Genomic DNA, 22,676 nt, shown 5'->3' with positions numbered 1-22,676 from the left:
GAGGTTGGATTTTACCTGTTGAGATTCTGGCGAATTCTTCGGTTTTGAATTCCAAAGAAGTCAGTTGCCACACTTTTTCAGAGGTATGCACCGATGTCACTGCTCTCCAAGGGTTCAGTGGGTGCGGGAGATGAACAGGCGGGCCCATGAGCCCTGCGCCTGCGTGAGAAAGTTGTGCAGCCCTGGCTGAGCAGGTAAACCCAGCAGTTGGGCCGCCTGGCCCAGTGCCGCCAAGGGGTCAGACAGGTCCAGCGCCAGTGCCCCGTTTTGTTTGCTGAGTTTTTCGCCATCCGTGCCCAGCACCAGGGGGGTGTGCAGGTACTGGGGTGTGGGCAGCCCCAAAGCGTGTTGAAGTACGATTTGCCGTGCGGTGTTGTCGGCCAGGTCTTGGCCGCGCACAACATGGGTGATGCATTGCGCGGCGTCGTCCACCACCACCGCCAGCTGGTAGGCCCACAGGCCGTCGGCGCGGCGCAGCACAAAGTCGCCCACATCTTGGCCCACGTTTTGTTGCTGTGCTCCCAAGCGGCGGTCGCGCCAGTGCGTGATGGCGGGCAGGCCGAGCGCCGCTTGCACGGCCAGCACATTCAGCCGCCAGGCGCGGGCGGGTTTGCCATTCAGGCCTTCTCGGCAGGTGCCGGGGTACACGGCGGCGCTGTGCCGGGCCACGGCTTGGGCCGATTCAATCTCTTTGCGCGAGCAGCCGCAGGGGTAGGCCCAGCCTTGGTTCACCAGGCTTTGCAGGGCCGCAGCGTAGTGCTCGCCGCGCTGGCTTTGCCAAAGCACGGGACCATCGGATGTCAAGTCACAGGCGGCCAGTTGTTGCAAGATGATCTGGTCGGCCCCGGGCACGCAGCGGGCTGTGTCCACGTCTTCGATGCGCACCAGCCATTGGCCGCCGTGGGCACGGGCGTCCAACCAGCTGGCCAGCGCAGCCACCAGCGAGCCGGCATGCAAAAGGCCGGTTGGCGAGGGCGCGAACCGGCCTGCGTAGGGGCTTCCCATGGGAGGTCAACGTTTCTTGAGCACCGCCAAAGCCAGATCCAAGCCCGAGACGAAGGCGTCTTCGACCCGATGCCCCAGGCACCAGTCACCGCACAGGCCGATGCCTTGCGCTTTGGACCACAAGAAGCTTTGGCCCAAAGGCTGAGCAGTTTTGGCATACAGCCAGCGGTGCACCTCGGCCAGGTCAGGGGTGACGCGAATTCCGGTGATCTCGGCAAAGGCCTTGATGAGTTTGCCTTTGATGCGATCGGGGCTGTCGTTCACGTGCTCGGCCGACCAGGGCGCGCTGGCCTGCACGGTCCAGCGTTCGATGCGTTCACGCCCGGGCTTGGACGATTCGCGCGCCATCCAGGCGATGCGGTGGTGCGTGCTGCGTGCCGCGTTCCATTGCGGGCCGATGGTGATCACACCCGGTTGCACGGCTTGCGGATAAGCCAGCATCAGCGTCCAGCAGGGTTCTACACGCACATTTTTCAGGGGCTCGGCGAAGGCGCTTTGGCCCGAAGCTTGAAGCAAAGCCTGCGCCTGTGCGGGCGGGATGGCCAAGATCACTTGGTCAAAACCAGCGTAGATGTGCTGACCCCCATCTTCGCTTTCAGTGTGCAGTTGCCAGCCGTTTTTCTTCAGGGGGTCGGGCGAGATTTGCGTGACGCGGGTTTCTAACTGCACATTGCCGTCTTCGACCAAAGGCGCAGCCCAGGCTTTGACCAAGCCGTTCATGCCTGGGGTGGCCACCCAGTGGCGCTCGCCGCCGGGCAGGCCGGCTTCGATCACGCGGCCATTGGGGTCGAGCACGCGCACGGCGTTGGCGCTCCAGGGTTTGCATACACCAGGGGCGGTGGCAATGGCCAGCTCAAAGCGCGGGTCGCGCACGGTGAAGTATTGGGCCCCGTGGTCAAAGCCACCAAAGGCGCTGGCGCGGGTGGACATGCGGCCCCCAAAGCCGCGGCTTTTTTCGAATAAAGTGACGTTGTGGCCGGCTTGACGCAAAGTGCGGGCGCAGGTGACGCCGGCCATGCCGACACCGATGATGGCGATGTGTGGTGTGTTCATGGGGTCACTTTAGCTGAGAAAAGGGCCTTGAAACCACCCGGGTGGGTTATTCCCGATGTCGGTGGGGCTGGTCGTTTTCACACACTGTGCACGGGCCGCAGCAGCGCTTGGCGGGTGGCGGGCCGCTCCAATTGGCTCAACCACCAGCGCAAGGACTGTCCGGCGGGCGTTTGAGGCGTGTCGCGCCAGGCGAGGTGGCAGTTGTTGCTGCGCGGGTTGTGAACCTGCTTGGCCACCAGCAGGCCTTTGTCGATGTAAGGCCTGGCCAGCGATTCGGGCAAAAAACCGCCACCCAAGCCGCGCAATTGGGCTTCGAGTTTGCTGGGCATGTCGGGCACGGTGAACACGTCTTGCCCCCCTTGCAGCCCTATGGTCAGGCCCACGCCCCGGTTAACCGAATCGGCTACGGCCACGGCGCGGTGCTGTTGCAAGTTGGCGTCAGTCAGCGGCTCGGCAGTGTGGGCCAGCGGGTGGTGCGGGGCCACGGCATACACAAAAGCAATCTCGCCCAGCAACGCATGCCGGATATCGGTTTTCAGGCCTGGCTCCAGCACCACACCCAGCGCCAGATCGGCCTGGCCTGAAGTGAGTGCGGCCAGCGTGCCCGACAAGGTTTCATATCGCAACCGCATCAGGGTGGGCGCTCCCAGCGCCAAAAAGCTGGCACACAAGTCCATGATCACGCTGCGCGAGACGATGCTGTCCACCGCCACGGTGAACACCGCCTCCCAGCCGGTAGCCACGCGGCGCACGCGGTTGGCCACGGCGTCCATGTCGTCAAGCAAGCGGGTGGCTTCGCGCAACAACTCGCGGCCTGCGGCGGTGGGCACCGCTTGGCGGGCACTGCGGTCAAACAGCAGCACATCGAGTGCGTCTTCGAGTTGGCGCACCCGGTAGGTCAGGGCGCTGGGCACCAGATTCAGGGCGCGGGCGGCTGCGGCAAAGCTGCCTTTTTGATCGATGGTCTGCAGCATGAGCAGGGCTTCGGGAGTCAGCCAATCGCGGGGTGTTTGCATGGTGGTTGCTTGATCATTCAATTGGTTTGAATGATGCCAGCAAATGAAGGCAACTTTAAAGCACGCCCGCCGGGCTAAAGTTCAAAATCTATCCAGTCACGACCTCCAAAGACTCTAAAAGGACACGCTCATGCTGAACATCCGCAAATCTGCCGAACGCGGCTACGCCGACCACGGCTGGCTGAAGTCGTTTCACAGCTTTTCTTTTGCCAACTACTTTGACCCGGCGCACATGGGGTTTGGCAATCTGCGCGTCATTAACGAAGACCGCATTGCCCCCGGCACCGGTTTTGGCACGCACGGCCACCGCGATATGGAAATCATCAGTTATGTGCTGTCCGGCAATTTGGCCCATAAGGACAGCATGGGCAATGTCAAGGGTATTCCGCCCGGTGATGTGCAGCGCATGAGTGCAGGCAGCGGCGTGCAACACAGTGAGTTCAACCACGCCCAAGGCGAGCAGACCCATTTTTTGCAAATCTGGATCGAGCCCAATGTGACGGGCATCGAACCCGGTTACGAGCAAAAGTCGGTGCCCGAGAGCGCCAAGCGTGGGCAACTGGCTTTGGTGGCTGCGCCTGCATCGGACGCCCAAGCTGCCGCGCATACAGTTGAAATTCACGCTGATGCCCGCATGTACTCAGGCCTGTTCAATGGCCCTGAAAATGCCGTTTTGCCTCTGAACCCTTCCCGCAAAGCCTATGTTTTTTTGGTGCGTGGTGCGCTGCAGGTCAACGGCCAAGCACTGATTGCGGGCGACGCGGCGATGCTGCAAGCCGAATCGTCCCTGGCTTTGAGCCAAGGCCAAGACGCCGAAGTGCTGGTGTTCGACTTGTCGGCCTGATCCTTCGCACCATTTACGCCTGTGCGGGGATCCATCACCGCTCTTATTTTTTCTTCCCACTTTTCTCAACCTCCAAGAAGTTTTTCTCATGGCTAAAACAGTTGTTGTCTACCATTCCGGCTACGGCCATACCCAGCGCGTGGCCCAATTTGTGGCCCAAGGCGCCAACGCGCAAGTGATCGCGATTGATGCCGACGGCAACATCACCGACGCTGACTGGACCGCATTGGATGCGGCCGACGCAATCATCTTCGGCTCGCCCACCTATATGGGCATGGCCTCTTGGCAATTCAAGAAGTTTGCGGATGCATCCTCCAAGCGTTGGTTCACCAGCGCCTGGAGAGACAAACTCGCAGGCGGCTTCACCATCTCGGCCAGCCCGAGCGGCGACAAGCTGTCCACCATTCAGTACTTCATCACCCTGGCCATGCAGCAAGGTATGGTGTGGGTGGGTCAGCCCGCCATGAACGACGGCACCATCAACCGAATTGGCTCTAACTCGGGCCTGATGGCGCAAGTCGGCCCGACCAGCCCCGCAGAAGATATTCCCCAAGGCGACTTGGACACCGCCAAAGCCTACGGCCAGCGCATCGCTGCGCTGGCGGCCAAGCTGCGCGGCTGAACAAACTGGCGCTGCTTTCCCACCCTTCAAGGGATGGTCTGTGCCCAGACAGGGCCTGTATTGCCTGCCCGGTCACTGACTTTGACGCACAGGTGAACAGGCGCGTCCAGCACCAAGGGCACCCGAAAATAGGGCGTGAATGCCGAGTCGGGCAAGGCCCTGCACCGGGCTTCGGTGGTCGAGGTCGCGGTCTCATAGCCCGAGGCTTCGGGGGGCTTGAACAACAAGCTCACCCGGCGGGCAGCACCATCCAGTGGTGCCACCTCCACCATGGGCGCGGTGGTGGGAGCGCTGTTGTCCACCTCGATGGGGTGTACCGTCAGGCGATGGCCTTCACGCACGCAGGCCAGGTGCACGCCTTCTTGTGTGGGCAACAACGGCAAACGGTCGGACTGGTAAGTCTGGTAGCCCGTGTCGGTGTTGCAACGGTCCTGGCCCGCCGTGATGAATTTCACCTCGGTGGCGGCGCTGCTGGAGCCCTCCAATTGCCAGCGTCTGCTGCTGCTGGGGTGATGCATGGGGCTGAACAGGCCTTGTGGCAACAACGCCGGACCTGATGCCAAGGGCAGGGGACACACCCCGGCTTGCGGTGCCCATTGGCCTTGCACAAAGCAGGCGGCTAAGCCGTCAATCGGCACGGCGTAACTGGTTTGTGACCGGGGCCGGGTGCCTTGTGCGCTGATCTCGCAGGGTGAGCCGAGGTAACAGTTGCGGGTCTCGGACATGCCCACGGTGGTGGTGTTGATCACGCCCACGGCTTTGCGGCTGACGGTGTCAAAAACGGGTGAGCCTGACATGCCCGGGTAAATTTCGGCGCAGTCGTTCGATTGGAGTTGTGACCAGACCCAGACAAACTCGGTCACGTCCACGCGTGGGCCTTGTTGGCAGGCCACTTGTTGCAAAAATTCGCTGCTGGGCGCGCCGATCACCTGAATCGGGCTGCCACTGACCAGCGGGCTGTTGTGAATCTGAATGGGTTCAATGCCCTGTGCCCGCAGTTGGCCCACGGTGGCGTTGAGCCTCAACACCGCCAGGTCGGTCTGGTTCATGCTGCTGTAGGTGATTTCCGAGACTTGAACGGTTTTCTGGGCCGCTTGTGTGCTGGCGGTGTAGAAAAACACCAGTCGGTCGGTGGTGGTGGCGCGGTGGCGCAACACCGCATAAGGCGTGTCGGGGTCCGAAAAGTTTTGCGCGCAGTGCCCGTTGGTCAGTGCATAGGCCGGTGCGGCGTCGTTGCGCAGGTCTAACACAAAGGCGGTGCAGTCAGACTGGCCGTGGTAGCGGGCCACACCGGTTTGGTCGGTCAGGGTGATGGGCTTGCCCGTGGTTTGACCACCGGTTTGATCAGGGGAGCCCGAGCTGCCGCCGCAAGCATTGAGAAGGGCTACAAAAGCCAATGAGACGATGAATTTCATGGTTTGTATTTTTTTGAAGCTGCTTGATCTTAAGTTTAAATGAACTCTTTTGAATTCAAATGAGTCGGGCAAATTGCTCGACATGGCCTTGGTTGGACATGTTGCTCGCCGCTGTACCTTGTTACGATCAGGAGAATGAAAATCATCACCATGTTGCCCTGGGCCGATTGGCTGGCACTGTTTTCTTTTTTTACTTTATGGGTGGGCTATGCTTGGTTTGCTCGCATTCGCGGCAAGCGAGATCAAAGCCTGATCGCCACCACCAACAAGTACCGTCAGAAGTGGATGATTCAAACCACGGCGCGCGATCCGCGCATGCTCGATGGCTTGATCACGCAGAACCTCTCTCAAACGCCAGCGTTTTTTTCATCGACCAGCATCATCATCATCGGTGGCTTGTTTGCGCTCTTGGGAACCACCAACAAAGCCGCCGAGTTGGTGGGTGAAATTCCTTTTGCGCAGCCCACGCCCTTGCTGGTGTTTGAGCTCAAAATTTTGGTGCTGGTGGGCATTTTTGTGTATGCCTTCTTTCGCTTTTCATGGTCGATGCGGCAATACACCTTTGTGGCCCTGGTCATTGGTGGCATGCCGCCGCCAGAATCTTTTGCCAGCGGTGAGTCAGATCGCCAACACTATGCGCAGCGGGCGGGCAATCTGGTCAGCGCAGCGGCCGAGACCTTCAACGATGGTTTGCGGGCCTACTACTTTTCTTTTGCTGCCATGGCCTGGTTTTTCTCGCCTCTGGCACTGGTCTTGGCCACGGCGCTGGTGGTGCTGATTTTGTACGGACGCGAGTTTCGCTCGGAGGTGTTGCAAGTTCTGCGGGACTGAAGTCGCATACCAAAGAATGCACTAAGTCAGTCCTCGCACCCGTCTGCACCTACGTCCCCTAGGGTGAGCTTCTACAATAGTCGACTATGTTTGTTCACCTGCGCCTTCACTCCGAATTCTCTGTGGTTGACTCGACTTGCCGCATCGACGATGTGGTCAAGATCGCGGCCAAAGACGCCCAGCCTGCACTGGCCATCACTGACTTGAACAACCTGTTTGGCACGGTCAAGTTCTACAAGGAAGGGCGAGACAAAGGCGTCAAACCCATCATTGGCGCCGAGATCAACCTTGAGGGCTTGGGCGGCGACGCTGGCGTCATCAGCCGGGTGGTGCTTTTGGTGCAGAACCACCGGGGTTACTTGCACCTGTGCGAGTTGTTGGCCCGCGCCTGGACCCAGAATGTGCTCAAAGGCGTGGCCGTGGTCAAGCTGGCTTGGCTGAAAGAGCTGTCGGAGGGTTTGATTTTGCTTTCGGGCGCGCAAGCCGGGCCAGTGGGTCAAGCCCTTGTGCAGGGCGATACCGACAAGGCGGCCGATGTGGCGTTGCAGTTGGGCTCGATTTTTCCGCACCGTTTTTATCTGGAGCTGCAACGCGCAGGTCGCCCGGAAGACGAGCCGCAAGTGGCGGGTGCCGTGGCGTTGGCCGCACGTTTGGGTTTGCCGGTGGTGGCCACGCACCCGGTGCAGTTTCATGGACCTGACGATTACGAAGCCCACGAAGCGCGGGTGTGCATCTCGGAGGGCGAAATCCTGGCCAACCAGCGCCGGGTGCGCCGCTTCACGCGCGAGCAGTATTTCAAGTCCACAACGCAAATGTGCGCCCTTTTTGCCGATGTGCCCAGCGCGATTGCCAACACGCTCGAGATTGCCAAGCGCTGCAACCTGACCTTGGTGTTGGGCAAACCGCAATTGCCAGACTTCCCGATCCCACCTGTGAAGGGTGTGGTCATGTCGGTCGAAGACTATTTCCGGTATGTGTCTTTCGAAGGGCTTGAGGCGCGATTGCTTCACCTGTACCCGTCCCTCACCAAGCGAAATGAAGAGCGCTCGCGCTATGTGGAGCGTCTGGAGTTTGAGCTGAACACCATCTTGAAGATGGGTTTTCCAGGTTACTTCCTGATCGTGGGTGACTTCATCCAGTGGGCCAAGGCCAATGGATGCCCAGTCGGCCCGGGTCGGGGTTCGGGTGCGGGCTCTTTGGTGGCCTATGCGCTCAAGATCACCGACCTCGACCCGCTGCAATACAACTTGCTCTTTGAGCGTTTTTTGAACCCCGAGCGAGTGTCCATGCCCGACTTCGACATCGACTTTTGCCAAGGCAACCGGGACCGGGTGATCGATTACGTGAAGGACAAATACGGCCGCGACGCCGTCAGCCAAATTGTGACCTTTGGCACCATGGCCGCGCGTGCGGCGATCCGAGACGTTGGCCGCGTGCTGGACATGAGCTACACCTTTTGCGACGGCATCAGCAAGCTCATTCCCAACAAGCCGGGCATGTCGGTCACACTGCAATACCCACCAGCAACGCCCAAAGAAGGCGACAAGAACAACTACGCCATTGCCATGGAGCCCATCCTGGCCGAGCGCATCGAGCGAGAAGAAGATGTCAGGACTTTGATTGAACTGGCGCAAAAGCTCGAAGGCATGACCCGCAATGTGGGCATGCACGCCGGGGGTGTGCTCATTGCGCCGGGCAAGCTGACCGACTTTTGCCCGCTGTACCAGCAGCCGGGCAGCGAATCAGCGGTGAGCCAATACGACAAGGACGACGTGGAAGCGGCTGGCCTGGTGAAATTCGACTTCTTGGGCCTGGCCACGCTGACGATTTTGGAAATCGCCCGGGAATTCATCGTCAAGCGGCACAAGGGCCAGGAGAACTTCGCCTTTGAGAACATCGCGCTCGACGACGCGCAGACCTACAAACTGTTTTCGGACGGCAAGACCGAGGCCGTGTTCCAGTTTGAAAGCCGGGGCATGCAAGGCATGTTGCGCGATGCGCGTCCCAGTCGCCTGGAAGACTTGATTGCCCTGAATGCGCTCTACCGACCGGGCCCGATGGACCTGATCCCCAGCTTTGTGGCCCGCAAGCACGGGCGCGAAGAGGTGGCGTACCCACATCCGGCCGTGGCCGAGATGCTGAGCGAGACCTACGGCATCATGGTGTATCAAGAGCAGGTGATGCAGACGGCGCAGATACTGGGCGGCTACTCGCTCGGTGGTGCCGACTTGCTTCGCCGCGCCATGGGCAAGAAAAAGGCCGAGGAGATGGCCGAGCATCGCGAGAAGTTCCGCGCGGGCGCTTCGGCCACGCACAACATCCCGCAGGACAAGGCCGACGAAGTCTTTGACCTGATGGAAAAGTTTGCGGGCTACGGGTTTAACAAGTCGCACGCGGCCGCTTATTCACTGCTGGCTTACCACACGGGCTGGCTGAAGGTGCATTACACCGCTGAGTTCTTCTGCGCCAACATGACGGTGGAAATGGACGACACCGACAAGCTCAAGGTGCTTTACGAAGACGCCCTGAAGTTCGGCATCCGCTTTGATCCGCCTGACGTCAATCGGGGCACGCACCGTTTTGAACCCGTGACCGACAAGATCATTCGCTACGGTCTCGGGGCCATCAAAGGCACGGGTCAACAGGCGATTGAGGCGATCGTGGCGGCCCGCAACGAGGGCGGCCCCTTCACCAGCTTGTTTGACTTTGCCGTGCGCGTGGACCGCACCCGCATCAACAAACGCACGGTGGATGCGCTGATCAAGGCCGGGGCCTTTGATTCGCTGCACATGAACCGTGCCGCCTTGTCGGCCAGCATTGACCGGGCGTTCGAATTCTCGAATGCCACCACAGCCAACGCCAACCAGGGAGGCTTGTTCGACATGCTGGGCGAAGACTCGCACGGCTCCAGCACGCAAGAGCCCGATTTATTGGACGTGTTGCCATGGGGCATCAAGGAGCGCTTGCTGCTCGAAAAAACGGCCGTGGGCTTCTTTTTGTCTGGCCATTTGTTTGACGCGGTGGCGCTTGAAGTGCGCCAGTTTGCACGCCGCAAGATCGACGACCTGATCGACAGCCGCGAATCCATGGTACTGGCGGGTATCGTGAGCGATTTGCGCATCATCAACGGTCAGCGTGGCAAGGTGGCGATTTTCAAGCTCGACGACAAAACGGCCATGATGGAAGCCACGGCCGATGAAGCCCTGATCAACTCGGCCAAGCACTTGCTGAAAGATGATGAGCTGATCATCGTCACGGCCAAGATGCAGGCTGATCGTTTTTCGGGTGGTTTCCGCCTCAAGATTGAGCAGATCATGGACTTGGGCGCGGCCCGTTGCCGCTATGGCAAATACCTGCGCGTGGCCGTGAATGGCCGTGCGCCCGACATTGCTCGACTGGTGCGCGAGTTCCCCGCGCAACGTGAACGGACTGACCAGGGCGATCTGGTGCGCGGCTTGCCCGTGCGTTTGGCACTGGAGCGGCGCAGCGAAGACTTGGCCGCCCGCGCCGAGTTGGCGCTGGGCGAAGTCGCCAAATTTTTCCCCTCCGATGCGGCACTGGCCAGCTGGATGGCCCAAGCCGAACAAGGGCAGGCGCGAATTGTGTACGACTGAAGCGGCTGAATGGGTGTGGGCTCAGCCGCTGGCCGAGTTCAAAGTGCCGATGCGCCCTTCAGAGCAGGCGCTGCTTAGACACGACGAGCGATGCAAGCCTGAATCTTTGGGGTTTCAACGTGGTACCGACAGCTGGCCCTGAATGTTGGTGCCCGTTGAGTTGCCCTGACCCGTCGCGTTGTTGCTTGAATTGGCGCCGCTGCTGCTGGTAGCAGGACTGGCGTTGCTGTTGGCATTGCTCAGGTTGTTCGTGGTTTGGTTCAGGTTGGTATTGCCCGAAATGGTGCCGTAGTTCGCGCTGCCAGAAAGCACACCTGTGTTGACCATGGGCTGAACCACGGGGGCTCGGGCGGGAGGGTTGGTCAGGGTCACGCTGCCGCTTTGAACTTCTTTGCCCGAGGATTCGTAAAGACGCGCCATCAATTCAGGGTTTCCGGCGATGTTGGCTTCAATGGCACCTTCCAATATGGAGGCTATTTCCTGCGTCAAAGAGCTGCCCAACCAACTGGGGCTGTTGGCCTGAAGTGCGGACAGTTGGGCCTTGGTGCAGTTGGGGGCGTTCAATTGCAGCCACTTTTCTGCCAAAACCGCACGCATATCCGGACTGTGGGTTTTCAATGCCAAGGACTTGAAATGGGCCACAAAACACCCTTTGGATGGCGTCGCTTGGGCCAAGGCAAGATTTGAGTAAAGACCTAGCCCAGCAGTGGCTAAGCAAATACCAATGATTTTCAGCATGTCGTTTGTCTCGGAACGCGGTGGCTCGGGCCTGTCAGCAGGCCCGCTATGGAAGTCATGTGTTGTGTGTATCGTCAGTTGAAGGCCAAGCTTGACACCACCAGTCCATCATAGTGGAGCGGGGCGGTTCAAGCCACCCTGCACGCAAGACGTTGAGGCTTGCGAAGATGGAGGCGTTTTTTCTTTGTCAATCCAGCGGCCGGAACCCCAGCACAATCAAGGGTGGAACTCGACCGTCGGTGTCTTTGGGCAGGATTTCGGTTTTGTCGATGGCACGCAGCACGGCATCGTCCCAGGCCTTGTTGCCGCTGGACTGCACGATGCGGCGGCTGGTGATGGTGCCGTCGGCTGCCACGCGCACTTCCACTTCGGCGCGCGGGTTACCGATCATGTCGCCGGGGTAGGTGATGTTGGGTTTGATGCGGCCCACGAGTCGTCCCGCATAACTGGCCGAGGGCCCTGACGATTTGAGTGCAGTTCCCGTGGCGTTCGGGCCGCCCGATGCCCCGGCCATGCCTTGCATGCGTTGCATTTGTTCCTTGCGCAAAGCCTCGGCCACGGCTGCGTCAGCCTTATCCTCGGCCTCTTTCCGGGCTTGTTCTTGCTTGCGCTTATCCTCGTCGGCCTTGGCATTATCAGCAGCTTTCTTCTTGTCCAGTTCTTTCTTTTCCTGAGCGGCTTTTTCCTGCGCAGCCTTGTCCTTGAGGGCTTTTTCCTTAGTGGCTTTGTCCTGCGCGGCTTTTTCTTCGGCCTCTTTCTTCTTTTTCTCAAGCGCCTTACGCTGACGTTCAGCGGCTTCCTGCTTTTTCTTGTCTTCTTCTTTTTTCTTTTCGAGCGCAATTTGGGCATCGCGCAGGCTGTTGTCAGGCTTGGGTTCTGGCGCGGGCCGGGGAGGTGCCGGTTTGGGGAGCGGTTCGGGCTTGGGCTCAGGCTCGGGTGGCCGTGGCGGAGGCTCTTGCAGTTTGGGGGCTGCCGCTTGCGGCACGGCCGACCACAGTTCGGCTTCGGCTTGCACGGTCTGGGGCTGGGTTTTCCAAGCGGTGGCCAGGCCCAGGGCCAGGAACAAGGCCAGGTGCGCTATGCCGGCCACCACCCAAGCGCGGCCCATGCCCGGCGCAGCCGGGGGGGCGAACTCCAGATGGGGGGCGTGTTTGGCGCTCAAGGCGGTGACTTTCAGGGTGCCAGTTGTACCGACAGGCCCACACGGGCAATGCCCGCACGCTGCAGGCTGTCCATGACCTTGACCACGGTTTCATACTTGACGCTTCGGTCCGCGCTGATGACCACAGCGGTGTTGGTGCCGTCACCCACCAAGCTTTTGACGCTGGCGGCGACGCTGCCCAAAGCGGCGCTGTCTGTCTTGCCGTTGCTCACCAATTTCAGTCGCTCGTCTTTTTGGATCACCACCTGAACCACTTGGTCAGGTTGTTTGGCGGCTTTTCCCACACTGGGCAAATCGACCATGCTGGGGGTGATCATGGGTGCGGTGACCATGAAGATGATCAGCAGTACCAGCATCACATCGATGAAGGGCACCATATTGATTTCAGAGATGGTACGGCGACCGCGGTTTCGGGAAGAGGGGGATGGCATAGTGCAATCCGATCAATGGCCAGAGGCCGAGCTGCTGCTGCCAGATGAGCCCAGGCTGCGCTGCAGGATGTTGGAGAACTCTTCGATGAAGGTTTCGAGCTTGATGGCGATGCGGTCTACGTCGTGGGAAAACCGGTTGTAGGCCAGCACCGCTGGGATGGCGGCAAACAAGCCAATGGCGGTGGCCACCAGGGCTTCAGCAATGCCGGGGGCCACAACGGCCAGAGTGACCTGCTGCAAGCTGGCCAAGCCGGTGAAGGCATGCATGATGCCCCACACCGTACCAAATAAACCCACATAGGGCGAGATGGAGCCGACCGAGGCGAGGAAGGCCAGTTGCGATTCGGCCATGTCCATCTCGCGCTGGAAGCTCGCCCGCATGGCGCGGCGTGCGCCGTCAAGCAAAGTTCCCGCGTCACTGATGCGGCGTTCGCGCAGTTTTTGGTATTCGCGCATGCCGCTGGCAAAAATGCGCTCCATTGGGCCTGACAGTTTGGCATTCTGGCTGGCCGAGTTGAACAGCTCGTTCAGGCTGGTGCCGGACCAAAAGACGCGTTCAAACTCGTCGTTCAGGCTTTTAATTCGTGAGATGGCGGTGATTTTGCGCACGATGGCGGACCAACTGGCCACCGAGATGCAGAGCAAAATCAGCACCACCAACTGGACCACAAAACTGGCGTGCAGCAGCAGTGAGACGATGGACATGTCTTGGTTCATTTCAGGGCTTCCAGAACAGGGGCCGGGATGCGGCCGGGTTTCAAGGTGGTGCTGTCGACCCAGCCCAGGCGGATGGTACCCTCGGCAAGCAATCGGTCGTTTTTTTGATTTTGACCGGGCGTGCGAAAGTAGGCGCGCTGGGCAATCGTCAGGCTGGCTTTGCCGCCGGTTTGCAGTTCGGCAGTGACGATCAAGGTGTCGTCCAGGCGGGCTGGCGAATGGTATCTGAGGCTGGTTTCGCTCACGACAAACATGCCACCCGAGGTGTCGCGCAACACTTGCTGGCCAAAGCCCAGGGCACGCAGCCATTCGGTGCGTGCACGTTCAAAAAACTTGAGGTAGTTGGCGTAAAACACGATGCCGCCTGCGTCGGTGTCTTCCCAATAGATGCGGATCGGGTGCTCAAAAACGCTGTGGCTCATGCTGGTGATGGGCATCTTCATGACTGCAACCAGGCTTTCAGGCGGCCGATGGCGGTTTGCAGTTCGGCCATCGAGTTGGCGGTGGAAAATCGCACAAAACGGGCGGTCTGGTCGGTGCCAAAGTCGCGCCCGGGCGTGATGGCCACATGGGCGTGTTCCAGCGCGGCAAAGGCAAAGTCCCAGCTGTCTTTAAGGCCCAGCTTTTGGCAGGCGGCCGTGCAGTCGGCCCAGGCGTAAAACGCGCCATCGGGGGCCACAGGGACCGTCAGGCCCATTGCATTCAGGGCCGGCAGAAAATAGTCACGACGCGCCTTGAACTCGGCGCGGCGGCGTTCGTATTCCGCCAGGCTCTCGGGCTCAAAGCAGGCCAGGGCTGCCTGTTGCGCCACGGTGCTGGCACAGATGAACAGGTTTTGCGCCAGGCGCTCTAGCACGGGCGAGAGCTGTTCGGGCACTACCAGCCAGCCCAGACGCCAGCCGGTCATGTTGAAGTATTTGCTGAAGCTGTTGATACTGATGACGTCATCGCCCAGGGCCAGGGCGCTTTGGCCAAACTGCGCGTCGTGGCTCAAGCCAAGGTAAATCTCGTCGATCAGGGTGATGCCGCCATGGCTGCGCACAACCTCGACAATGCGCGCCAGCTCGGCCGGGTCAATCGAGGTGCCGGTGGGGTTGGAGGGCGAGGCCAGCAAAACGCCACGGGTTTGCGGCCCCCAGGCGGCGGCCACTTTGGCGGCGCTGAGTTGAAAGCGCTCTTCGGCGGTGGTGGGCACCAACACGGCCTTGCCTTCGGCTGCGCTCACAAAGTGTCGGTTGCAGGGGTAGCTGGGGTCGGGCATGAGGATTTCATCGCCCTGGTCAATCAGTGCCAGACACGCCAGTTGCAGAGCCGCAGAAGCGCCCGCCGTGACCACGATTCGGCTGGTGGGCACCTGTAAGCCAAAGCGCTGCGCGTACCAGTTGCTGATGGCTTGACGCAAGGCGTCCAGGCCCAGCGCGGGTGTGTACTGAGTCTGGCCCGACTCGATCACCGCCAACGCGGCTTGCTGCACGAGGGGTGGGGCGGTGAAGTCTGGTTCGCCAATGTTCAGAAAAACCACAGGCCGGTCGGTGTGCGCGACCTCGCGGGCTTTTTGCGAGGCGGCTTTTGCCACTTCCATCACCCAAAAAGGTTCGATTCGCTCGGCTCGCTCAGAGATGCGCATGGTGTCTGGGGTGTGGGGTTTATTTGGCGCGGCCAGATTGGCGGTCGGCTTGTACTTCGGCGCTGCGCAATTCGGGCGCCAAGCAACCCAGCACGGCATTCACGTACTTGTGCCCGTCGGTGCCTCCAAAGTCTTTGGCCAATTCAATGCATTCGTTGAGCACCACGCGCCAGGGCACATCGAGGCAGTGCTGCATTTCATACACGCCAATCCACATGATGGCGTGTTCAATGGGCGAGATTTCTGCAAATTTCCGATCGAGGTTGGGTGCAATCAGGGCGTCCAAGGCGGCGGCTTGGTCAATACAGCCGTAGAGCAGGGCGTCGTAATGGGCCGAGTCGGCTTTGTGAAACCCCGACAGGTCGCGGGTGAAGACGTCGATGTCTGAAGCTTCGTTGCGGCCCACGATGAACTGGTAAAGAGCTTGCAGTGCAAACTCACGCGAGCGGCTGCGTGCAGGCTTGGCCGAGGACTTGCGCGTGCCGACGGCGGCAGGTGGTGTGCCTTCGTTGGCGGTTTCGGGCGTGCTGGTCGAATCGGTCATCAGGCTGGGTCTTCTTCGTCGGTGTCGTCAGCCAAATCGGCCATGTCGGCGGCCAGGTCGTCCATGATGCAGGCCATTTCAACCGCAACGCGGGCTGCGTCGCGGCCTTTTTCGGTTTGGCGGGCGATGGCTTGGTCGAGGTTTTCGGTGGTCAAGATGGCGTTGGCAATGGGCAGGTTGTAGTCGAGGGACACGCGGCTGACACCGGCGCCGGACTCGTTAGCCACCAATTCAAAGTGGTAAGTCTCACCGCGGATGATGCAACCCAGCGCAATCAAGGCGTCGTATTCGGCACGCTCAGCCATAGCTTGCAAGGCCACGGGCACTTCCAGGGCGCCCGGCACCATGACGTGGTCGATGCTGGTCACGCCCAGGGCTTCGAGTTCTTCGATGCATGCCTTGGCCAAAGCATTGGTGATGTCTTCGTTGAAGCGGGCCTGAACGATGCCGATGTGCAGAAATTGGCCGTCGAGTTCTTCAGCCTGGCCTTTGTTGGCGTCGAGCATGTTTATTCCTTGGGAATGTAAGCGGTGATTTCGAGGCCGTAACCGGTCATGCTGGGCATGCGCCGCGGGTTGCCCATGAGGCGCATTTTATTCACGCCGCATTCGCGCAAGATTTGCGCGCCCACACCGTAGGTGCGCAAGTCCATCTTGCCGCGCTCAGGGGCTTGGGCCGAACGGGCACGGCCTTCAAACTGGGCCAGCAGTTGGTCTGCCGATTCGCCGCAGTTGAGCAGCACGGCCACACCGCAGCCTTGGGAGTTGATGTATTTTAAGCTGGCGTCCAGGCTCCAGGAGTGCATAGCCCGGTTGACTTCCAGGGCGTCGAGCACCGAGAGTGGCTCGTGCACGCGCACGGCCACTTCCGATTCGGGCAACCATTGGCCTTTGACCAGGGCCAGGTGCACAGCCAGGTTGGTTTGGTCACGGAAGGCATGGGCGGTGAACTCGCCGTGCGCAGTTTGAAGTGGGCGGCTACCAATGCGTTCAACCAGCGACTCGTTGCGGCTGCGGTGCTCGATCAGGTCGGCAATCGTACCTATCTTGAGGCCGTGCTCGGCCGCGAAGATTTGCAAGTCCGGTAGACGGGCCATGGTGCCGTCGTCCTTCATGATCTCGCAGATCACCGACGAGGCGCTGCAACCAGCCATGGCGGCCAGGTCGCAACCGGCTTCGGTGTGGCCTGCACGCATGAGCACACCGCCGTCAACAGCTTGCAGCGGGAAGATGTGACCGGGTTGCACCAGGTCGGTGGCTTGGCTGCCCTTGGCCACTGCCACTTGCACCGTCTTGGCGCGGTCAGCAGCCGAGATGCCGGTGGTCACGCCTTCGGCGGCTTCGATGGACACGGTGAAGGCCGTGCTGTAGACGGTGCCGTTGCGCGCCGCCATGGGCGGGAGTTTCAAAAATTCGCAGCGCTCGCGGGTGAGCGTGAGGCAAATCAGGCCCCGGCCAAAACGGGCCATGAAGTTGATGGCTTCGGGCGTGACATGGTCAGACGCCAAGACCAGATCGCCTTCGTTTTCACGGTCTTCTTCGTCCACCAGGATCACGATGCGACCGGCTTTCATTTCGGCCACGATCTCTTCAACGGGGGAGATCGCCACGGGGGTCAGTTGCTCGGGGGCGTTCATGGGGTGTCTTTCTGGATCAGGCCAGCGCTGAGCATGCGCTCCACGTAACGGGCCACGGTGTCGATTTCGAGGTTGACCCGGCTGCCCGTTTTGAGGCTGCCCAGGGCGGTGTTGTCCACGGTGTGCGGGATCAGGTTGATGCTGATTTCGCAACCTGCGGTCAGGTCGGTGACGCTGTTGACCGTGAGGCTCACACCGTTGACGGTGATCGAGCCTTTGTAGGCGAGGTATTTGGCCAAGGTGTGCGGTGCCAGTACGCGCAATTCCCAGCTTTCGCCAATCTGTTCGAAGTGGCTGATGTGTCCAACGCCGTCGACGTGGCCCGAAACGATGTGCCCACCCAATCGGTCATGGGCACGGAGCGCTTTTTCGAGGTTAACGGTGCCCTGTTGGTCCAAGCCGCTGGTTTTGTCAAGCGATTCAGCAGAGATGTCGATGGTGAACTGGCGGCTCTCAGGGCTGAAGGTGGTGACGGTCATGCAAGCTCCGTTCAGGGCGATGCTGTCGCCCAGGCCGACATCGTCAAGGTACCCGGCGGGTGCCTCGATGGTGAGGCGCTTGCCGTGGTGTAAAGAGCGACCCAGGTCGTGGATGGCGACGATTCGCCCCACGCCGGTGATGATTCCGGTGAACATAACTGTCTATTTTCGCAGGTAAAGAGAGTGAATCGGCAGGAGGCACAACAAAAATCCTCGCAGTCCAAGGTGTCTGGCTCTGACGTGACTCTCGAAAAGCTCAGGGTTAACCAAGGCGACAAGCCCCAAAGTGTGTGCCTAGAATGGTGCATTGCAGCAGATTTTTCATAGGCTGCCTGCCACCAGGAGTTTTCTTTGCCGGCCAAATCTCCAGTTCAATCGTCCCAAACCACAAAGACCGCCCGGTCCAAGAAGACGGCCAGCAGACCCGAAACGCCACAATCGGTTTCTCGGATCATTAAAAAATACCCTAACCGCCGCTTGTACGACACGCAGACGTCCAGTTACGTGACCTTGTCCGAGCTGAAAAAACTGGTCATGACCTCTGAGCCCTTGTTGGTGGTCGACGCCAAAACCGGTGAAGACCTGACGCGTTCCATTTTGTTGCAGATTATTTTGGAGGAGGAGTCTGCGGGGGTGCCCATGTTCAGCGAAGCTGTCTTGTCCAACATCATCCGTTTTTATGGCCATGCCATGCAGGGACACATGGGTTCCTATCTGGAAAACCACGTTCAGTCCTTCATGGACTGGCAAAGCAAACTGGGCCAATCCAGCCCGACCCTAAGCCCCGAAGTTTGGAACCAGTTCATGAAGTGGCAGACGCCGCTGATGCAAAACATGTTTTCAGGACTTGCCGATCCCTCCCAAACCGTCATGGCGCAAATGCAAGAGCAGGTGCAAAAACAGCTTCAGAAAAATACCGATCAGTTTTTGGGCGCGATGGGTTTGAAGACATAAGAAGGGCAATATGCCGTTTTGTCACAGGCCGGTCGTTTTTGCGGGGACAATGGAGGGATGAGTGAAATGACCGTAACTGCCCCCCTCCCGACCCCTAAAGTGGGTTTTGTCAGCCTGGGCTGCCCCAAGGCACTGACCGATTCTGAACTGATCCTGACGCAATTGAGCGCCGAGGGTTACCAAACCTCCAAAACCTTTGTAGGCGCTGATCTGGTCATCGTCAACACCTGTGGGTTCATTGACGAAGCCATCAAGGAAAGCCTGGACACCATCGCCGAGGCACTGAGCGAAAACGGCAAGGTCATCGTGACCGGTTGCCTGGGTGCCAAAACAGGCGAGGGTGGCGGCAACATGGTGCTGGAAATGCACCCCAGCGTGCTGGCGGTGACGGGGCCGCACGCCACGCAAGAGGTGATGGACGCGGTGCACACACATTTGCCCAAGCCCCACGACCCGTTTCTGGATTTGGTGCCGGGTGGTTTTGGCGAGGCGGGCCTCAAGCTCACACCTCGACACTATGCTTACTTGAAAATCAGCGAAGGCTGCAACCACCGCTGCACTTTTTGCATCATTCCCTCCATGCGCGGAGACCTGGTCTCGCGCCCAATTGGTGATGTGCTCAAAGAAGCCAAAGCCTTGTTTGCAGGCGGTGTGAAAGAGCTGCTCGTCATCAGCCAAGACACCTCGGCCTATGGGGTGGATGTGAAGTACCGCACGGGTTTTTGGGACGGCAAGCCGGTCAAAACCCGCATGCTCGAGTTGGTGCAAGCATTGGGCGAGATGGCCCGCGAACACGATGCTTGGGTGCGTTTGCACTACGTCTACCCCTACCCGAGCGTGGACGACATCATCCCTTTGATGGTGCAGGGCTTGGTGTTGCCTTATCTGGACGTGCCTTTTCAGCACAGCCACCCCGATGTGCTCAAGCGCATGAAGCGTCCGGCCAGCGGCGAGAAGAACTTGGAGCGCATCCAGCGCTGGCGCGAACTGTGCCCCGAGCTGGTGATTCGCAGCACCTTCATCGCGGGCTTCCCGGGGGAGACCGAAGAAGAATTCGAGCACCTGCTGGGCTTTTTGCGCGAAGCGCAGATTGATCGCGCAGGTTGCTTTGCCTACAGCCCCGTGAAGGGGGCCACGGCCAATGATTTGCCGGGCATGTTGCCCGAAGCGCTGCGCGAAGAGCGCCGTGCCCGCTTCATGGCGGTGGCCGAAGAGGTGTCGATTATCCGCTTGCACCAGCGTGTGGGTTCCACCATGCAGGTTTTGGTGGACAGCGCGCCGGCCATGGGCCGTCGTGGTGGCGTGGGCCGAAGTTTTGGTGATGCGCCCGAGATAGATGGCGTCGTGCGCTTGTTGCCGCCTGAAAAGCTGAGCAAGACCCTCAAAGTGGGTGAGTTCACTCGGGCCCGCATTGTGAGCGTGGAAGGCCACGATTTGGTGGGAGTTCCCGTTTGACGTGGCTAGGAGGTATGTGGTGCAGCCATTGGGCTGTCGGCGTGCACCGTGCTGTGTGTGGGTTTGCAGCGGGCAACAAAAAAGCCGTTGATCAGAAATCAACGGCTTGCTCAGTCTATAACCTATCGTACGGGATAAGATTGGTGCCCAGAAGAGGACTCGAACCTCCACGATGTTACTCGCTAGTACCTGAAACTAGTGCGTCTACCAATTCCGCCATCTGGGCGCCTCAGGGATCAAAGGATTGTATATCAAAAAAATAGCTCAACCCAGTGCAATGCTGGAAGAAATTGTTGGCAGTGTTCAAGGCCACCGTGATGGTCATGGATTTTTGATCCGTGATGATGGTGAGTCGGACATTTACTTGTCGTCCAATGAAATGCGTGCGGTCTTGCACCGCGACCGCGTCAAGGTGTGCATCGTTCGTCAGGACCGCAAAGGTCGCCCGGAAGGGCGAGTGGTCGAGATTGTCGAACGCCCTGAGCAACCGATCATTGGCCGTTTGCTGCACGAAGGCGGTTTGTGGCTGGTGGCGCCTGAAGACAAGCGCTACGGCCAGGACGTGATGATCCCCAAAGGTGCTACGGGCACGGCCAAGCCGGGCCAGGTGGTGGTGGTCGAGTTGACCGAGCCGCCTGCCTTGTTTGGACAGCCCGTGGGCCGCGTGAAAGAGGTGTTAGGCGAAATCGACGACCCTGGCATGGAGATCGAAATCGCCGTGCGCAAATACAGCGTGCCGCATGAATTCTCTGCCCTGTGCGTTGACCAAGCGAAGGGCTTGCCCGACAAGGTGCTGGCCAAGGACCGCAAGGACCGGGTGGATTTGCGCGATGTGCCTTTGGTCACGATCGATGGCGAAGACGCGCGTGACTTTGACGATGCGGTTTATTGCGAACCTGCCAAAGTCGGCCCCGCTAAGGGCTGGCGTTTGCTGGTGGCGATTGCCGACGTGAGCCACTATGTGCAAACGGGTAGCGCCATCGATATCGACGCTTATGACCGGGCCACCAGCGTGTATTTTCCGCGCCGTGTGATTCCGATGCTGCCTGAGAAATTGTCCAACGGCTTGTGCTCATTGAACCCCGATGTGGACCGTTTGTGCATGGTGTGTGACATGTTGGTCAATGCCAAGGGCGATGTGCATGCCTACCAGTTTTACCCGGCTGTGATGCACAGCCATGCGCGTTTCACGTACACCGAAGTGGCCGCCATTTTAGGGAACACGCGCGGGCCAGAAGCGGCCAAGCGCAAGGAGCGCGTCACCGACCTGATGAACCTGCAAGACGTTTACAAAGCGCTGCTGGCTTCGCGTGCGGTGCGCGGTGCCGTGGACTTCGAGACCACCGAAACACAAATCGTTTGCGACGAGAGTGGCCGCATAGAAAAAATTGTCCCGCGTGTGCGCAACGAAGCGCACCGCCTGATCGAAGAGGCCATGCTGGCGGCCAATGTCTGCAGCGCCGACTTCATTCAGCAGGGCAAGCACCCTGGCTTGTTCCGGGTGCACGAAGGCCCCACAGCCGAGAAAAAAGACATCTTGCGCAATTACCTCAAGGCCTTGGGCTTGGGGCTAAGCATCAGCGATGACCCGCACACCAGCGAGTTTCAGAAGATCGCGCAAGCGACCAAGGACCGTCCGGATGCGCAGCAAATCCACACCATGCTGCTGCGCTCTATGCAGCAAGCCATTTATACGCCTGTGAACAGCGGGCACTTTGGTCTGGCCTATGAGGCTTACACTCATTTCACCAGCCCTATCCGGCGTTACCCAGATTTGTTGGTGCACCGAGTCATCAAGGCGATTTTGCTGGGCCGCAAATACTCGCTGCCCAGCTTGCCAGTGCCTGGCGAGGCGCATGCCAAGCTGAGCAAACGGCTTGAAAAAAGCCGCGCGGCCAAGGGTGATGCGCCCGAGTCGTCTGCGCCACGGGTGCGCATGTCGGCCGCCGACCAACGTGCTTGGGAGGCTGCTGGCCTGCATTGCAGCGCCAACGAACGCCGCGCGGACGAGGCCAGCCGCGATGTAGAAGCCTGGCTCAAGTGCAAATATATGCGCGAGCACTTGGGCGAGGAATACAGTGGTGTGGTGTCGGCGGCCACCAGCTTCGGCATCTTCGTGACTTTGGACGCTTTGTATGTGGAAGGCCTGGTGCATATCACCGAGCTGGGTGGCGAGTACTACCGCTTTGACGAGTTGCGCCAAGAGTTGCGCGGTGAGCGCACGGGTATCCGTTATGCCATTGGCAGTCGGGTGCAGGTGCAGGTCAGCCGGGTGGATTTGGATGGCCGAAAAATTGATTTTCGCTTGGTTCATCCGGGTGACGATCTGGTGCTGCGCGCCATGCGTGACAAGGGGTTGTCTGCACCAGCTGAAGGCGGGCGCGACAAAAAGCGTGGCGCTCAAGATCGTCGTCTGGCCGATGCTGAGCGCAACCGGTCTCCGATCCAAGCCCTGAAAGCCTCGGTGAAAAAGGCTGCCGCCAAGAAAAAAGGGTCCCGCAGCACCAAGCCGCGCCGCTAAGGCACGGCTTTT

Annotated in this window: 21 protein-coding genes and 1 tRNA gene; 7 read left to right on the top strand and 15 right to left on the bottom strand. The window is 59.8% G+C overall.

Annotated features, from left to right (window positions below; translation table 11 throughout):
- Positions 1-114 precede the first annotated feature (114 nt).
- The 3 genes from gluQRS to B9Z49_RS12740 form a co-directional block, all read right to left on the bottom strand.
- On the bottom strand, positions 115-1,005 hold the full coding sequence (gluQRS, locus tag B9Z49_RS12750) for a tRNA glutamyl-Q(34) synthetase GluQRS (RefSeq protein ID WP_108353832.1): 891 nt from the start codon (positions 1,003-1,005) through the stop codon (positions 115-117).
- Positions 1,006-1,011: 6 nt separating this feature from the next.
- Positions 1,012-2,058, bottom strand: coding sequence for an NAD(P)/FAD-dependent oxidoreductase (locus B9Z49_RS12745; RefSeq protein ID WP_108353831.1), 1,047 nt, complete (start codon positions 2,056-2,058; stop codon positions 1,012-1,014).
- Between the two features lie 77 nt (positions 2,059-2,135).
- Positions 2,136-3,074 (bottom strand): LysR family transcriptional regulator, encoded by a 939-nt coding sequence (locus tag B9Z49_RS12740; RefSeq protein ID WP_108353948.1) that lies wholly within the window; start codon positions 3,072-3,074, stop codon positions 2,136-2,138.
- Between the two features lie 130 nt (positions 3,075-3,204).
- Between B9Z49_RS12740 and B9Z49_RS12735 the strand changes: the two genes are divergently transcribed.
- Together B9Z49_RS12735 and B9Z49_RS12730 are read left to right on the top strand one after the other, a co-directional pair.
- Positions 3,205-3,918: a pirin family protein gene (locus B9Z49_RS12735; protein WP_108353830.1), complete on the top strand. Its 714-nt coding sequence runs from the start codon at positions 3,205-3,207 to the stop codon at positions 3,916-3,918.
- Between the two features lie 88 nt (positions 3,919-4,006).
- On the top strand, positions 4,007-4,540 hold the full coding sequence (locus tag B9Z49_RS12730) for a flavodoxin family protein (RefSeq protein WP_108353829.1): 534 nt from the start codon (positions 4,007-4,009) through the stop codon (positions 4,538-4,540).
- A gap of 26 nt (positions 4,541-4,566) precedes the next feature.
- On the opposite strand, the gene B9Z49_RS12725 is transcribed toward B9Z49_RS12730, so the two are convergent.
- Positions 4,567-5,955 (bottom strand): serine protease, encoded by a 1,389-nt coding sequence (locus B9Z49_RS12725; RefSeq protein ID WP_158273492.1) that lies wholly within the window; start codon positions 5,953-5,955, stop codon positions 4,567-4,569.
- Between the two features lie 135 nt (positions 5,956-6,090).
- Here B9Z49_RS12725 and B9Z49_RS12720 point away from each other — a divergent pair, with 135 nt between their 5' ends.
- Together B9Z49_RS12720 and dnaE are read left to right on the top strand one after the other, a co-directional pair.
- Entirely contained in the window at positions 6,091-6,786 is a 696-nt protein-coding gene (locus B9Z49_RS12720; RefSeq protein ID WP_108353827.1) for a DUF599 domain-containing protein, read from the top strand.
- 86 nt (positions 6,787-6,872) lie between these two features.
- Positions 6,873-10,400: a DNA polymerase III subunit alpha gene (dnaE, locus tag B9Z49_RS12715; protein ID WP_108353826.1), complete on the top strand. Its 3,528-nt coding sequence runs from the start codon at positions 6,873-6,875 to the stop codon at positions 10,398-10,400.
- A gap of 114 nt (positions 10,401-10,514) precedes the next feature.
- On the opposite strand, the gene B9Z49_RS12710 is transcribed toward dnaE, so the two are convergent.
- From B9Z49_RS12710 to B9Z49_RS12665, 10 genes are all read right to left on the bottom strand, one after another.
- Entirely contained in the window at positions 10,515-11,138 is a 624-nt protein-coding gene (locus B9Z49_RS12710; RefSeq protein ID WP_146188527.1) for a hypothetical protein, read from the bottom strand.
- Positions 11,139-11,325: 187 nt separating this feature from the next.
- Positions 11,326-12,300 carry a cell envelope integrity protein TolA gene (tolA, locus tag B9Z49_RS12705; protein WP_233254614.1) on the bottom strand — a complete coding sequence of 325 codons (975 nt, stop codon included), beginning with the start codon at positions 12,298-12,300 and terminating at the stop codon, positions 11,326-11,328.
- A gap of 11 nt (positions 12,301-12,311) precedes the next feature.
- A complete protein-coding gene (locus B9Z49_RS12700; protein ID WP_108353824.1) occupies positions 12,312-12,731 on the bottom strand; it encodes a biopolymer transporter ExbD in 420 nt (139 codons plus the stop codon).
- A 12-nt stretch (positions 12,732-12,743) separates the two neighbouring features.
- A complete protein-coding gene (gene tolQ, locus B9Z49_RS12695; protein ID WP_108353823.1) occupies positions 12,744-13,448 on the bottom strand; it encodes a protein TolQ in 705 nt (234 codons plus the stop codon).
- A complete protein-coding gene (locus tag B9Z49_RS12690) occupies positions 13,445-13,891 on the bottom strand; it encodes a YbgC/FadM family acyl-CoA thioesterase (RefSeq protein WP_233254613.1) in 447 nt (148 codons plus the stop codon). The genes tolQ and B9Z49_RS12690 overlap by 4 nt, the downstream gene beginning before the upstream one ends.
- Positions 13,888-15,075, bottom strand: coding sequence for a pyridoxal phosphate-dependent aminotransferase (locus B9Z49_RS12685; protein ID WP_108353822.1), 1,188 nt, complete (start codon positions 15,073-15,075; stop codon positions 13,888-13,890). The genes B9Z49_RS12690 and B9Z49_RS12685 overlap by 4 nt, the downstream gene beginning before the upstream one ends.
- A gap of 19 nt (positions 15,076-15,094) precedes the next feature.
- Complete coding sequence (nusB, locus tag B9Z49_RS12680) at positions 15,095-15,619, bottom strand: transcription antitermination factor NusB (RefSeq protein ID WP_108353821.1); 525 nt, start codon at positions 15,617-15,619, stop codon at positions 15,095-15,097.
- Positions 15,619-16,125, bottom strand: coding sequence for a 6,7-dimethyl-8-ribityllumazine synthase (gene ribH / locus B9Z49_RS12675; protein ID WP_108353820.1), 507 nt, complete (start codon positions 16,123-16,125; stop codon positions 15,619-15,621). The genes nusB and ribH overlap by 1 nt, the downstream gene beginning before the upstream one ends.
- Positions 16,126-16,127: 2 nt before the next feature.
- Positions 16,128-17,255 carry a bifunctional 3,4-dihydroxy-2-butanone-4-phosphate synthase/GTP cyclohydrolase II gene (ribBA, locus tag B9Z49_RS12670; RefSeq protein ID WP_108353819.1) on the bottom strand — a complete coding sequence of 376 codons (1,128 nt, stop codon included), beginning with the start codon at positions 17,253-17,255 and terminating at the stop codon, positions 16,128-16,130.
- Positions 17,252-17,890 carry a riboflavin synthase gene (locus B9Z49_RS12665; RefSeq protein ID WP_108353818.1) on the bottom strand — a complete coding sequence of 213 codons (639 nt, stop codon included), beginning with the start codon at positions 17,888-17,890 and terminating at the stop codon, positions 17,252-17,254. The genes ribBA and B9Z49_RS12665 overlap by 4 nt, the downstream gene beginning before the upstream one ends.
- A 294-nt stretch (positions 17,891-18,184) precedes the next feature.
- Here B9Z49_RS12665 and phaR point away from each other — a divergent pair, with 294 nt between their 5' ends.
- Together phaR and rimO are read left to right on the top strand one after the other, a co-directional pair.
- Positions 18,185-18,688 carry a polyhydroxyalkanoate synthesis repressor PhaR gene (phaR, locus tag B9Z49_RS12660; RefSeq protein ID WP_233254620.1) on the top strand — a complete coding sequence of 168 codons (504 nt, stop codon included), beginning with the start codon at positions 18,185-18,187 and terminating at the stop codon, positions 18,686-18,688.
- A gap of 57 nt (positions 18,689-18,745) precedes the next feature.
- A complete protein-coding gene (rimO, locus tag B9Z49_RS12655) occupies positions 18,746-20,143 on the top strand; it encodes a 30S ribosomal protein S12 methylthiotransferase RimO (protein ID WP_108353816.1) in 1,398 nt (465 codons plus the stop codon).
- A gap of 141 nt (positions 20,144-20,284) precedes the next feature.
- Here rimO and B9Z49_RS12650 read toward each other — a convergent pair.
- Positions 20,285-20,369: transfer RNA gene (locus B9Z49_RS12650), tRNA-Leu, on the bottom strand.
- A 51-nt stretch (positions 20,370-20,420) separates the two neighbouring features.
- Here B9Z49_RS12650 and rnr point away from each other — a divergent pair.
- Positions 20,421-22,664 (top strand): ribonuclease R, encoded by a 2,244-nt coding sequence (gene rnr / locus B9Z49_RS12645; RefSeq protein WP_199225054.1) that lies wholly within the window; start codon positions 20,421-20,423, stop codon positions 22,662-22,664.
- Positions 22,665-22,676 lie beyond the last annotated feature (12 nt).

Source organism: Limnohabitans sp. 2KL-51 (assembly GCF_003063645.1).
GTDB lineage: Bacteria > Pseudomonadota > Gammaproteobacteria > Burkholderiales > Burkholderiaceae_C > Limnohabitans_A.
This window is presented reverse-complemented; position numbering and strand designations above follow the sequence as displayed.

What these genes read in the sequence shown, in the direction of transcription:
- gluQRS (WP_108353832.1), bottom strand. Translation starts at nt 1,005, where the DNA reads ATGGGAAGCCCCTACGCAGGCCGGTTCGCGCCCTCGCCAACCGGCCTT.
- B9Z49_RS12745 (WP_108353831.1), bottom strand. Translation starts at nt 2,058, where the DNA reads ATGAACACACCACACATCGCCATCATCGGTGTCGGCATGGCCGGCGTC.
- B9Z49_RS12740 (WP_108353948.1), bottom strand. Translation starts at nt 3,074, where the DNA reads ATGCAAACACCCCGCGATTGGCTGACTCCCGAAGCCCTGCTCATGCTG.
- B9Z49_RS12735 (WP_108353830.1), top strand. Translation starts at nt 3,205, where the DNA reads ATGCTGAACATCCGCAAATCTGCCGAACGCGGCTACGCCGACCACGGC.
- B9Z49_RS12730 (WP_108353829.1), top strand. Translation starts at nt 4,007, where the DNA reads ATGGCTAAAACAGTTGTTGTCTACCATTCCGGCTACGGCCATACCCAG.
- B9Z49_RS12725 (WP_158273492.1), bottom strand. Translation starts at nt 5,955, where the DNA reads ATGAAATTCATCGTCTCATTGGCTTTTGTAGCCCTTCTCAATGCTTGC.
- B9Z49_RS12720 (WP_108353827.1), top strand. Translation starts at nt 6,091, where the DNA reads ATGAAAATCATCACCATGTTGCCCTGGGCCGATTGGCTGGCACTGTTT.
- dnaE (WP_108353826.1), top strand. Translation starts at nt 6,873, where the DNA reads ATGTTTGTTCACCTGCGCCTTCACTCCGAATTCTCTGTGGTTGACTCG.
- B9Z49_RS12710 (WP_146188527.1), bottom strand. Translation starts at nt 11,138, where the DNA reads ATGCTGAAAATCATTGGTATTTGCTTAGCCACTGCTGGGCTAGGTCTT.
- B9Z49_RS12700 (WP_108353824.1), bottom strand. Translation starts at nt 12,731, where the DNA reads ATGCCATCCCCCTCTTCCCGAAACCGCGGTCGCCGTACCATCTCTGAA.
- tolQ (WP_108353823.1), bottom strand. Translation starts at nt 13,448, where the DNA reads ATGAACCAAGACATGTCCATCGTCTCACTGCTGCTGCACGCCAGTTTT.
- B9Z49_RS12690 (WP_233254613.1), bottom strand. Translation starts at nt 13,891, where the DNA reads ATGAAGATGCCCATCACCAGCATGAGCCACAGCGTTTTTGAGCACCCG.
- B9Z49_RS12685 (WP_108353822.1), bottom strand. Translation starts at nt 15,075, where the DNA reads ATGCGCATCTCTGAGCGAGCCGAGCGAATCGAACCTTTTTGGGTGATG.
- nusB (WP_108353821.1), bottom strand. Translation starts at nt 15,619, where the DNA reads ATGACCGATTCGACCAGCACGCCCGAAACCGCCAACGAAGGCACACCA.
- ribH (WP_108353820.1), bottom strand. Translation starts at nt 16,125, where the DNA reads ATGCTCGACGCCAACAAAGGCCAGGCTGAAGAACTCGACGGCCAATTT.
- ribBA (WP_108353819.1), bottom strand. Translation starts at nt 17,255, where the DNA reads ATGAACGCCCCCGAGCAACTGACCCCCGTGGCGATCTCCCCCGTTGAA.
- B9Z49_RS12665 (WP_108353818.1), bottom strand. Translation starts at nt 17,890, where the DNA reads ATGTTCACCGGAATCATCACCGGCGTGGGGCGAATCGTCGCCATCCAC.
- rimO (WP_108353816.1), top strand. Translation starts at nt 18,746, where the DNA reads ATGAGTGAAATGACCGTAACTGCCCCCCTCCCGACCCCTAAAGTGGGT.
- rnr (WP_199225054.1), top strand. Translation starts at nt 20,421, where the DNA reads ATGCTGGAAGAAATTGTTGGCAGTGTTCAAGGCCACCGTGATGGTCAT.